At 37.6% G+C, this 12,469-nt stretch carries 11 protein-coding genes; all 11 read left to right on the top strand.

Annotated elements, in window-relative coordinates; genetic code table 11:
• Nucleotides 1-2 precede the first annotated feature (2 nt).
• The 11 genes from AEA09_RS02355 to AEA09_RS02305 all read left to right on the top strand — a co-directional run bounded on the left by AEA09_RS02355 (nucleotide 3) and on the right by AEA09_RS02305 (nucleotide 12,464).
• On the top strand, nucleotides 3-377 hold the full coding sequence (locus tag AEA09_RS02355; RefSeq protein ID WP_053582334.1) for a RidA family protein: 375 nt from the start codon (nucleotides 3-5) through the stop codon (nucleotides 375-377).
• Between the two features lie 365 nt (nucleotides 378-742).
• Nucleotides 743-1,036: a septation regulator SpoVG gene (gene spoVG, locus AEA09_RS02350; protein WP_053582333.1), complete on the top strand. Its 294-nt coding sequence runs from the start codon at nucleotides 743-745 to the stop codon at nucleotides 1,034-1,036.
• A gap of 259 nt (nucleotides 1,037-1,295) precedes the next feature.
• Complete coding sequence (gene glmU / locus AEA09_RS02345) at nucleotides 1,296-2,666, top strand: bifunctional UDP-N-acetylglucosamine diphosphorylase/glucosamine-1-phosphate N-acetyltransferase GlmU (RefSeq protein ID WP_053582332.1); 1,371 nt, start codon at nucleotides 1,296-1,298, stop codon at nucleotides 2,664-2,666.
• Between the two features lie 24 nt (nucleotides 2,667-2,690).
• A complete protein-coding gene (locus AEA09_RS02340; protein WP_053582331.1) occupies nucleotides 2,691-3,650 on the top strand; it encodes a ribose-phosphate diphosphokinase in 960 nt (319 codons plus the stop codon).
• A gap of 152 nt (nucleotides 3,651-3,802) precedes the next feature.
• Nucleotides 3,803-4,396: a 50S ribosomal protein L25/general stress protein Ctc gene (locus tag AEA09_RS02335; RefSeq protein WP_053582330.1), complete on the top strand. Its 594-nt coding sequence runs from the start codon at nucleotides 3,803-3,805 to the stop codon at nucleotides 4,394-4,396.
• A gap of 123 nt (nucleotides 4,397-4,519) precedes the next feature.
• Nucleotides 4,520-5,170 (top strand): 50S ribosomal protein L25/general stress protein Ctc, encoded by a 651-nt coding sequence (locus AEA09_RS02330; RefSeq protein WP_053582329.1) that lies wholly within the window; start codon nucleotides 4,520-4,522, stop codon nucleotides 5,168-5,170.
• 117 nt (nucleotides 5,171-5,287) lie between these two features.
• Nucleotides 5,288-5,851 (top strand): aminoacyl-tRNA hydrolase, encoded by a 564-nt coding sequence (pth, locus tag AEA09_RS02325; RefSeq protein WP_053582328.1) that lies wholly within the window; start codon nucleotides 5,288-5,290, stop codon nucleotides 5,849-5,851.
• A 228-nt stretch (nucleotides 5,852-6,079) separates the two neighbouring features.
• On the top strand, nucleotides 6,080-6,307 hold the full coding sequence (locus AEA09_RS02320; protein ID WP_053582327.1) for an anti-sigma-F factor Fin: 228 nt from the start codon (nucleotides 6,080-6,082) through the stop codon (nucleotides 6,305-6,307).
• A 148-nt stretch (nucleotides 6,308-6,455) separates the two neighbouring features.
• The gene (gene mfd, locus AEA09_RS02315) at nucleotides 6,456-9,962 is read left to right on the top strand and encodes a transcription-repair coupling factor (RefSeq protein ID WP_053582326.1); all 3,507 of its coding nucleotides are present in this window, start codon (nucleotides 6,456-6,458) and stop codon (nucleotides 9,960-9,962) included.
• A gap of 181 nt (nucleotides 9,963-10,143) precedes the next feature.
• Nucleotides 10,144-10,677, top strand: coding sequence for a stage V sporulation protein T (gene spoVT, locus AEA09_RS02310; RefSeq protein WP_053582325.1), 534 nt, complete (start codon nucleotides 10,144-10,146; stop codon nucleotides 10,675-10,677).
• A gap of 167 nt (nucleotides 10,678-10,844) precedes the next feature.
• Nucleotides 10,845-12,464 (top strand): putative polysaccharide biosynthesis protein, encoded by a 1,620-nt coding sequence (locus AEA09_RS02305; RefSeq protein ID WP_053582324.1) that lies wholly within the window; start codon nucleotides 10,845-10,847, stop codon nucleotides 12,462-12,464.
• Nucleotides 12,465-12,469 lie beyond the last annotated feature (5 nt).

The raw sequence follows: 12,469 nt of genomic DNA, 5'->3' as shown, positions 1-12,469 counted from the left end.
AAATGAATGTAGTAGCTACAACGAATGCCCCAGCAGCAATCGGACCCTATTCACAAGGTATAATTGTGAATGGTATGTTTTATAGTTCAGGTCAAATTCCACTAACAGCAACAGGCGAATTAGTAGACGGCGATATCGTCGTACAAACTCACCAAGTATTTGCTAACTTAAAAGCAGTGTTAGAAGCTGCTGGCTCATCATTAGATAATGTTGTGAAAACAACAGTATTTATGAAGGATATGAATGATTTTGTTGCAATGAATGAAGTATATGCTAGTCATTTTAGTCAGCATAAACCTGCTCGATCTGCAGTAGAAGTAGCACGTCTACCAAAAGATGTGAAAATAGAAATTGAAGTACTAGCGGTTGTAAAATAGTAAAAGAAAAGACTACTAAAGGAGTTCAATACTCTTTCAGTAGTCTTTTTTATTGTAAAAGAAACTATTGATTTTTTCTTTAGGTAAAGTAGTAGTCTAAGTCAAAGTGTAACATCCTCTAGGTTGCTTTGATTCCTCGTACGAAAGTGGTGGAACGTTTACTTTCGCGCATTTGTTCGTATGGTAAAGAAGAAGTGACAAATAATTGTCAAATTTTACGTAAAATAGAGAAAATAATCTAGTAAATTAAAAATGAAGTATTCAAATTTTTTAGAAAATTTGATAGACTATAAAAAAGTAAATATTCGGTAATTGTAGAATATTATATTTTCACTAAGGCATCTAAGATGAGAGGTGGTGAGAAAATGGAAGTTACTGATGTAAGATTACGTCGTGTACAAACAGATGGCCGCATGCGTGCTATTGCTTCCATTACACTCGATAATGAATTTGTTGTTCATGATATTCGTGTGATTGATGGGAACACAGGATTGTTTGTAGCGATGCCTAGTAAACGTACTCCAGATGGAGAGTTTAGAGATATTGCACATCCAATCAATTCAACAACTCGTAATAAAATTCAAGACATTATTTTAACGGCTTATCATAATTCACAAGACAATGATGAAGTGATTGAGCTAGAAGAAGTAGGCGTATAGGTTCATTAATGGATATTCCATTAAATGTTTTCAACATAGTTTGAAATGGTAAAAAATAAGAACTCTTCAACAATTTGTAGAGTTCTTTTTATTATGTGAAAAAATCGTGAAAGAGAAAATTTTGTGCATACATAATAAGTTTCAAGTATGAAGCGGATTTATGGTGATTTCATTGTTTTGTCAAGTCTGAATGCCTTGAAAATAGATGGATTTTGCTATATAGTCTAAAGAGAAAATGAGCGTATTGGAGGACTTACAGATGAGCAAAATTTTTGCTGTCATTTTGGCTGCAGGTCAAGGCACACGTATGAAGTCCAAATTATATAAAGTGCTCCATCCGGTATGTGGGAAACCAATGGTACAACATGTTGTCGACCACATTCAAACGTTAGATGTTAATCGTATTGTAACGGTTGTCGGACATGGTGCAGAAACAGTACAAGAGCAACTTGGCAATAAAAGCGAATATGTTTTACAAGCAGAGCAGCTAGGCACGGCACATGCCGTACAACAAGCGGAAGCAATCTTAGGTAGCGAAGATGGTACAACATTAGTTGTATGTGGAGATACGCCCTTAATTCGCCCTGAGACAATGCAAGCCTTGTTTGAGCATCATCAAGCAAAAAATGCGAAAGCTACTATTTTAACAGCTATTGCAGAAAATCCAACTGGCTATGGTCGCATTTTACGCGGTGAAAATGGTCAGGTTGAACAAATTGTTGAGCAAAAAGATGCAACTGCAAAACAGCAATTAGTCACTGAAATTAATACAGGTACGTATTGTTTTGATAACAAAGCGTTATTTGAAACTTTAAAACTTGTGAAAAATGACAATGCACAAGGTGAGTATTACTTGCCAGATGTCATTGAACTTCTTCAAAAACAAGGTGAGATTGTTGAAGCTTATGTAACTGAAGATTTTGAAGAGACACTTGGCGTAAATGATCGTGTTGCTTTATCACAAGCAGAGGCGTTAATGCGCGCGCGTATTAATGAAAGACATATGCGCAATGGTGTCACAATCATAAATCCGAATGCCACGTATATTAGCGCAGATGCAGTTATTGGCCGCGATACTGTTATTCAACCAGGATCTATGATTGAAGGACTTACAGTCATTGGTGAAGATTGCTTCATCGGACCAAGTACACAAATTATAGATAGTCGTATCGGTGATCGTACATCTATACATTCGTCTGTAGTGCGTGAAAGCGCTATTGCGGATGATACAGCAATTGGACCATTTGCAAATATCCGCCCACTTTCAGATATCGGTAGTCACGTAAAAATCGGTAATTTTGTGGAAGTGAAGAAGAGTACGTTAGGTGATGACACGAAAGTATCACATTTAAGCTATATTGGTGACGCTGAAGTAGGAAACAACGTCAATATCGGTTGTGGTTCAATAACTGTGAACTACGATGGTAAAAACAAGTTCCAAACAATTATTGAAGATGATGTTTTTGTAGGATGTAACACCAATCTAGTAGCGCCAGTGAAGGTTGGTAAAGGTTCATTCATTGCAGCAGGTTCTACAATTACAAAAGAAGTTCCTGAAGATGCACTGGCAATTGCACGTGCAAGACAAGAAAACAAGCCAAATTATGTAAGTAAACTGAATTCAAAATAATTAACAACTAAACAGGAGGCCATCATGCCGTATCAATATGCTAACTCACAATTAAAAATATTCTCACTTAACTCTAATAACCCTCTTGCACAAGAAATTGCGCAAGAAATGGGTGTTGAATTAGGTAAATCTTCTGTTAAACACTTCAGCGATGGAGAGGTTCAAATTAGCATTGAAGAAAGTATTCGAGGTTGTGATGTGTTTATCGTGCAGTCTACTTCTGCACCTGTAAACGAACATTTAATGGAACTTTTAATTATGATAGATGCAGTGAAACGTGCATCTGCTCGTACAGTCAATGTTGTAATGCCATATTATGGTTATGCTCGTCAAGACCGTAAAGCGAAAGCACGTGAGCCAATTACAGCTAAACTAGTAGCAAACTTACTTGAAACTGCTGGTGCAACTCGTGTCATCGTACTTGATTTACACGCACCACAAATTCAAGGCTTCTTCGACATTTTAATCGACCACTTAATGGCGGTACCTTTACTTTCAGAGTACTTCCAATCTAAAAACATCCCAACAGAAGATATTGTTGTTGTGTCTCCTGACCATGGTGGTGTAACACGTGCTCGTAAAATGGCTGAACGCTTAAAAGCACCAATTGCAATTATTGACAAACGACGTCCAAAACCAAACGTTGCAGAAGTTATGAACATCGTTGGTAATGTTGATGGTAAAGTGGCAATCTTAATTGATGATATTATTGATACTGCTGGTACAATTACAATCGGCGCTGATGCTCTACGTGCTGCAGGTGCGAAAGAAGTTTACGCTTGCTGTTCTCACCCAGTATTATCAGGGCCAGCAATCGATCGTATTAATAACTCAGCAATTAAGGAATTAGTTGTGACAAATACAATTCAACTTTCAGATGATAAAAAGTCTCCTAAAATAATTGAACTTTCAGTAGCAAAATTAATGGCTGATGCTATTTCTCGCGTATACGAAAACAAATCTGTAAGTACTTTATTCGATTAATATTAGTTAGCTAAATATATGACAAATTAAGGACGAATCTACATTTTCGAGTAGATTCGTCCTTTTAATTGGTCTGTTGTATGTAAAATATTGTATTAAAGGGTATAATAGTAATTGTTACTTATTTTTTCTTGGAAGGGGAAGGTATAGATATGAGTACAGTCTTAAGTGTTAAGAGGCGCGAAGCTGGGCATCGTTCGACATTAACCCAACTTAGAAAAGGGGGAGCCATTCCAGCGGTAATTTACGGCTACAAAATAGATTCAACCCCAATTTCTATTTCAGCAAAAGAATTCAAAAAATACGTTCAAAAAAATGGACGTAATGGTTTGTTACCAATTGAGTTAGATGGTGAAAGGATAAATGTGGTTGTGTCTGAAGTACAGCAATGCTCATTGAAAGATGAAGTAAACCACATTGATTTTTTAACAATTAATATGTCTGAAGAGCTAGAAGTAGATGTGACTGTGTCAATTGTTGGAGAGTCAGTTGGAGTAAGTAAAGGCGGCATATTAATGCAACCGAACTTGGAGATGAAAATAAAGGTAAATCCGACTGAAATCCCAGAAACAATTGAAGTTAATATTACTAAACTAGCAATTGGTGAGTCCATTATAGTAGCTGATATTCGAGAGAGTGTTAATTTTGAAATTATTAGTGAAGATGACCATACCTTAGTAACAATCACGGCACCAATTGTATCTGCAGTTGAAGAAATTGCTAGTAGCATCGAAGCATTAGATTAATAATATATATAATGGCTATCAAAGAAGTCGAAAGTGACTTCTTCGATAGCTTTTTTGTTTAAAGAATTATAAAAAAGGGAAAATAAAATAATGTAATAATTTTCTTGGAAGGGGACATGATAAATGACTACAGGACTAACAGCCACAAAGCGTGAAACCGGGAAGCATTCTAATTTAACCCAACTTAGAAACGGAGGGCAAATCCCGGCCATTATATACGGCTATAATCTAGAGGCTACAGCTATTGCGGTTCCAGAAAGAGAGCTCGCACGTTATCTGCAACAATTTGGTCAAAATGGCGTATTTGAATTGCAGTTAGGTGGCAAAAAAGTAAATGCAATGTTAACAGAGGTCCAAAGATGTGCATTAAAGAACGGTTATAAGCATTTAGACTTTCTCGCAATTGATATGTCAGAAGCATTAGAAACAGAGGTGCCTGTTACATTTAAAGGAGAGTCAGTTGGAGTAAAGGATGGGGGCGTATTAATGCAACCAAACCGAGAATTGAAAATTAAAGTGAATCCATCTGAAATTCCAGAATCAATCGAAGTGGATATTTCCACACTAGCTATTGGTGATTCATTAAGCGTAATAAACATTCGTGATAAGATAGGATTTGAAATTTTAAATGAAGATGACTATACATTAGTTACTGTGACTACACCAATTAGTAAGGCAGACTTAGAAACGACAGCCGAAAGTGTATTAGCGGAAGATACGGATAATGAGGAACAGGATTTAGCATCTAAAAAAACAGAACCTGAAGATAGATAATAAGAGAAGTCATTCCTGATAGGGATGACTTTTCTTTATGTATTAAATCAACGCAATGTATTTCTAAGCCATGCATATGGTAAAATAACTACTATTAGGCTAAAAAGCGAGGTACTTATGAAAATTATCGTTGGTTTGGGAAACCCGGGGAAACCCTATGAACATACACGTCATAATATTGGCTTTGATGTAATTGATGCATTAGCAAAAAAATGGGATGCACCATTAACGAATTCGAAATTTAATGGGATGTACGCAACGGTCCATCGCCCTGAAGGAAAGGTTCTACTTGTTAAACCTTTAACATATATGAATTTATCGGGTGAGTGTGTTGGTCCGTTAATGGATTATTTCGATATTGATGTGGAAGATTTAATTGTCATTTATGATGATTTAGATTTAGAAACAGGTAAATTACGTTTGCGTCAAAAAGGTAGCGCGGGTGGGCATAATGGTATTAAGTCTTTAATTCACCATTTAGGCACACAAGAATTTAATCGTATTCGTGTCGGGGTGAATCGTCCACCCGCTGGTATGAAAGTAGCGGATTATGTACTATCGAAATTTTCAAAAGAAGAACAGGTAGTTATAGGTGATGCAATTGATAAGAGTGTAAATGCTGTAGAAACATCGCTATCAACGCCGTTTCTAGAAGTTATGAATCAATTTAACGGTAGTTAGTAAGTGTTTCGATGCTAACTGATCACCTTTAAGATCTTCTAGAGATGTCCTGTATTTTGGAAGATGATAATTGTGCAAGCACAATTAAAAATCTAGACGCAATGTTTATCTGTGAGAAAGCGAGATGTCAGCTGTAATTACCTATTAGCGTAATTGAAAGGTGCATAATTTTTCAAGCAAATGCCTATACTTTAAGTAGTGAGTTGCTTAAAGGAGGATGATTTGGAGATGTCAGTTCGCTATCGATGTCGTCATTGTGAAGTAGAAATTGGGACGCTACCATTTGATGCAGATGATACAATTCGAAAGTTGCATATTTTCGAAGTGGGTGAGGCAGATGACTATATTGAAAAAGATCAGCATGGCCACACGACAGTACACTGCATTTGTGAGCAGTGTGAAGATTCGCTTAGACAATATCCAGATTATCATGCATTAAATAAATGGCTACAATAATTGAGAAGGATGCTTTGGCGTAGAATGTATGCGTCCAAAGCTTTTTCCGTTTCTAAAATAGGGAAATAAAACTAGCATTATTGTTATAGAGTAGTAGTAATTAGAGAAAAATAAAAAGATTTTTGTGTTTTGAAAGGGGCGTTTAGCGATGGAAGTTTTACGACAATTAGTGTCGCAGGACAAACATATTACATCATTTTTGCAGGAGATTCAGAGCGGACAGACAATGTCTCAGCTTATAACAGGATTAACCGGAAGTGCACGCCCAGTTTTGGTGGATGCGTTATTTGAATACGTGAAAAAACCAATCTATATTGTGTCTTCGAATTTATTACAGGCGCAAAAAATGGTGGATGAGCTTGCTGGTTTATTAGGCGAAGAATATGTACATTATTATCCGGCTGATGAATTTATTGCGGCAGATTTATCTATAGCTTCACCAGAGCTTCGTGCTGAACGTATTGCAACACTTGATAGTTTAGCAAGAGGAGAGCTTGCTGTTTATGTTATTCCTATCGCAGGATTACGTAAAATGATGCCACCAAAAGAACATTGGACGCAATACTTTTTACAGACAGCAGTTGGCGAGGAAATTGAAGTTGAAAAATGGTTGCAAACATTAGTGGCAATGGGGTATGTGCGAAATTCGATGGTGACAACACCAGGTGAATTTGCACTGCGCGGAGGCATTTTAGATATTTATCCGCCGTATTTAGAGGCACCAATTCGTTTGGAGTTATTTGATACAGAAGTAGATTCGATTCGTACGTTTTCTGCAGATGACCAGCGTTCAATCGATAAATTACAAACGGTGCGTATTTTACCTGCATCTGAAGTGATTTTAACAAAGGAAGAGCGGGCTGCGTTAGCTACTCGGTTAGAAGCGGCATTAGCGGAGAGCTTAAAAAAGGTGAAAAAGCAGGAGACAAAGGAGCTTCTTTATCAAAATATTCAGTATGATATTGACATGTTACAGCAGGGTAATGTACCTGATTATGTGAATAAATATGGTTCGCTTTTATATGAAAAAACGGCGTTTTTAGGCGATTATTTTGCAAAAGATGGCCTTGTGTTATTTGATGAGCTTGGGCGTATACAAGAAATTATGGATGCATGGGAACGTGAAGAAGACGAGTGGTTTTTATCGCTTATTGAAGAGGGGAAAATTGTACATGCTGTGAAACCAGCCTTCTCTTTAAAAGAAATTTTGGCGATGATGTCACAACAAAAATTATTCTTCTCACTATTTTCTCGTACATTTTCAGGAGTGACATTTAAAAAAGCGACGAATTTCTCATGTAAACCGATGCAACAATTTCATGGACAGATGGCACTTCTACAAAGTGAAATTGAACGTTGGCAAATGGGGAAATTTACAGTTCTTATTGTTGCAAGAGGCAAAGAACGCATGGCACGTGTGCAACAAATGCTAGAGGACTATGATATACGTGCAACGATCGGCGAGCCGACAGAGCCGGGTATCTTTATTGTAGATGGCGGAATTTCAAATGGCTTTGAGCTACCATTACAACGTATGGCGGTTGTTACGGAGGACGAGCTATTTAAACAGCAAGCGAAGAAAAAAGCACGACCGCAAAAGATGACCAATGCTGAACGCATTAAAAGTTATACGGAGATTAAACCTGGTGATTATGTTGTCCATGTGCATCATGGAATAGGGAAATACATTGGAGTCGAAACTTTAGAAGTAAACGGCACGCATAAGGATTACTTGCATATTCGCTACCGTGCAGACGATAAATTATATGTCCCAGTTGAGCAAATTGATTTAATTCAAAAATATGTAGCATCTGAAGACCGTGAGCCGAAGCTGCATAAGCTCGGGGGTGCAGAGTGGAAAAAGGCAAAGGCGAAGGTATCGTCAGCTGTTCAGGATATTGCAGATGATCTTATTAAACTTTATGCGAAGCGTGAGGCGGAAATAGGACATGCCTTTGCGCCAGATAATGACGACCAACGTACTTTTGAGGCGTCTTTCGCGTATGAGGAGACAGAGGATCAATTACGTTCTATTATTGAAGTCAAGCGTGATATGGAACGAGCGCGTCCAATGGACCGTCTCGTGTGCGGTGACGTAGGTTACGGTAAAACAGAGGTTGCAATACGTGCCGCATTCAAAGCCATTCAAGATGGGAAGCAAGTTGCATTTCTTGTGCCGACAACAATTCTAGCGCAACAACACTATGAAACCATTCGAGAGCGCTTCCAAGACTTTGCGATTAATGTTGGTGTATTATCTCGTTTCCGTTCTAAAAAAGAGCAGACAGCGACGTTAAAAGGTTTAAAAGAAGGTCAAATTGATATTGTTATTGGGACACATCGAATTTTATCTAAAGATTTAATTTTCCAAGACCTTGGGTTACTCATTGTTGATGAAGAGCAACGTTTTGGTGTAACGCATAAAGAAAAAATTAAACAGTTAAAAACAAATGTTGATGTGTTAACGCTGACAGCAACACCGATTCCGAGAACGCTTCATATGTCAATGGTTGGTGTACGCGATTTATCGGTTATTGAAACACCACCTGCAAATCGTTTCCCAGTACAAACTTATGTGATGGAGCATAGCGGGGCATTAGTACGGGAAGCCATTGAGCGTGAGATGGCTCGTGGAGGACAAGTGTTTTACTTATATAACCGCGTAGAAGATATGGCACGTAAAGTGGATGAAATACAGATGTTGGTACCAGAAGCACGTATCGGACATGCGCATGGAAAAATGACTGAATCTGAATTAGAATCAGTGATTTTAGCATTTTTAGAGGGCGATTATGATGTACTTGTTACGACGACAATTATTGAAACGGGCGTGGACATTCCAAATGTCAATACGCTGATTGTGCAAGACGCGGACCGTATGGGACTAGCGCAGCTCTATCAATTACGTGGCCGTGTTGGGCGTTCAAATCGAGTTGCATATGCGTATTTTATGTATCAGCGTGATAAGGTGCTAACGGATGTGGCAGAGCAGCGTTTACAAGCAATTAAAGAATTTACAGAGCTTGGGTCCGGCTTTAAAATTGCAATGCGTGACTTATCGATTCGTGGTGCCGGAAATTTACTTGGTGCACAGCAACATGGGTTTATTGATTCAGTTGGCTTTGATTTATATTCACAAATGCTTGAAGAAGCAATTGCGGAGCGTCAAACAGGTGTGAAAAAAGAGGATAAGCCAGATATTGAAATTTTACTCAATGTTGATGCATATATTCCGGATGCATATATCCCAGACGGATACCAGAAAATTCAAATGTACAAGCGTATTAAGGCCATGGATCAAGTCGATGATTACAATGAAATTATGGAAGAACTACAAGATCGTTTTGGTGATTTGCCGATTGAAACAGAGCGCTTATTACGTATCGCACGCATGAAGGTTTGGGGCTTAGAGATGGGCGTTATTTCGATAAAAGAAAAGCAAAAAGTCATTTCGATTCTGTTGTCCGAAGAGGGTACTGCAAAAGTAGATGGCAGTAAAATTGTAACAGAAACAATGAAATTCGAGCGGGCTGTCGGTTTTGGTATGGACGGTATGCAGTTAATTTTAACAATTGATGAACGTAAATGTGGAAAATACCAAGTTTTTGATGTTTTAGAAGAAATAATGATAATAATTACAAATTCTAAAAAATAATCATGATAAAAGCCTTATTTATTGACAAATTAATTAGGGCAGACTTATTGTATAAATAGACAAATTACTATGTTTTAAAAAAATGTTGGATTCAAAACCCTTTTTTGCATAGATTGTCTTTATAAAAACCATACTATTGTTGAAGAAAAATTTTGATGAATTCGAAAGCGAGGCAGCATACATGAAAGCAACAGGAATTGTTCGTCGTATTGATGATTTAGGACGTGTAGTTATTCCGAAAGAGATTCGCAGGACGCTACGTATTCGAGAAGGCGATCCGTTAGAAATATATACGGCTCGTGAAGGGGAAATTATTCTAAAAAAATATTCACCGATTAATGATCTAGGTGAATTTGCAAAAGAATATGTAGAAACATTGTACGAGACGCTCGGGACACCAGCGATCATTACTGACCGTGATGAAGTAATCGCTATATCTGGGATCGGTAAAAAAGAATACATTGGACGTCGTATTACATCTTTTGCAGAAGGTTTTATGGAAGAACGTGTTACAACTATTGAAAAAACAGAAACGACAATTGAAATCGTGCCAGGGCAATCTGAGCAAGTAAAATCTTATTGTGTGGCGCCGATTATTGCGAACGGCGATCCGATTGGTTGTATTATTGTTCTATCAAAAGTTCATTTTGTTGGTGAAGTAGAGGTTAAGGTTGTCGAAACAGCCGCTAATTTCTTATCAAAACAAATGGAATAACATAGCATAGCATATTGAAAGTTATTGGAATGACCGCAAAGGCCGTACAATAACTTTTTTTATTTGTACATAATGATGATACTTAGAAATGAGTTGGAAACGAGTTCTTCATGTTTTTAAGATATGCTATACTAATGGCATTGTAAATTAAGGAAAGAGGACGATTTATGTCTGAACGTTTTGACATGAAAAGTTATATGAAGGGCGCTGCACTTCTAACAATTGCAGCATTAATTGTAAAAGTATTAAGTGCCATTTATCGTGTACCTTTTCAAAACTTAGTTGGAGATGAAGGCTTTTATATATACCAACAAGTGTATCCATTCATTGCTATTTTTGTTGTATGGACATCAGGTGGCTTTGCAGTAGCTATTTCTAAAATGCTTGCAGATAATGATTTATTGTTGGATAAAGAGAAGCGCGAACAGCAGAGAAGTGCCATTTTACGTATCGTTTTTCGCTATTTGACGGTACTATCGTTACTATTTTTTGCCCTATTATTTGGCGGAGCGGACATGTTTGCACTAATGATGGGAGATGTAAAACTCGCACCACTTTTACGAACAGGGGCGTTTATCGTACTCGTCATGCCAGCATTGGCCGTTTTAAAGGGTGGATTCCAATCTCGAGGTTTAATGGGGCCGATTGCTTATGCACAAGTGCTCGAGCAGGCAGTGAGAGTCTGTGTTATTTTAGCGGGGACATTTATCGTCATGGCAACGACTAAATCGTTGTACGGCGCGGGAAGAATGGCAATTGCAGGTACGGTTATTGGCGAAATTATAGGTTTCTTGTTATTAGCGTATTTATATAAAAAACATTTTGGAATATTTGCTGATAAGCAGAAAAAACAACTTTCTAGTTTGCCGATTTTAAAAGAAGTAACGCTACTGAGCTTAAGTGTTAGTATGAGTAGTTTGTTACTTCTTAGTTATCAGTTGGTCGATTCTTTCACGGTATATTCGTTATTAATAGAAAATGGTATGAATGAAACGTTAGCAAAGGAAACGAAGGGCGTTTATGATCGCGGACAGCCATTAGTACAACTAGGAATCATTATTGCCTCTTCATTATCACTTGCAATTGTGCCGCTTGTTGCACATATGTCAAAGAAAAATAGTGGGCGTAATGCGGTTCCATTCATTCAATTAACGTACAGAACATCCATATTATTTGGTTGGGCCGCATCACTGGGTTTAGTGCTTGTCATGCCGTACATTAATGCAATGCTTTTTAAAACAGACACACTAACGGAAGTACTCATGCTGTATGTTCTACAAATTGTGCCGTTGTCGATTATTTTGACATTTACAGCGATTTTGCAAGGCTACGGAAAATTGAAAAAGCCAGCACTTATTTTATTCATTGGCTTTATCATAAAAGTAATATTAAATGTGGTTATGGTAGGTCCATTTGGTGTGTTGGGAGCCGCGATTGCGAATAACGTCGGTCTATTTATCTCGGCAATGGCACTTGTTTACTATTTGAAAAAAATCACAAATATACAACTAGCTCCTGTTAGTTTTTATAAAAAAGTAGGAATTGCGTCATTTAGTATGACTATTGTCGTAATAGTATGGTTACAATTTATACCTGCGCTACTGAGTGATTTTTTATCTGCTCGCATGGTGGCAGTTATAGCAGGTCTAAGTGCTGTTAGTATTGGTGCTATTGTGATGATTACCACCATCGCAAAACTGCGTGTGCTTGCGGAAAAAGAGTGGTATTTACTACCGCTTGGGCGAAGAATGGCTGTTTATCAATTATGGTTAAATCGAAAGAAGTAGGTGGA

The sequence above is a fragment of the Lysinibacillus contaminans genome, assembly GCF_001278945.1.
Classification (GTDB): Bacteria; Bacillota; Bacilli; order Bacillales_A; family Planococcaceae; genus Lysinibacillus; species Lysinibacillus contaminans.
Note: the sequence above shows the minus strand (reverse complement) of the source record. Positions and strands in the feature narration are given on the sequence as shown.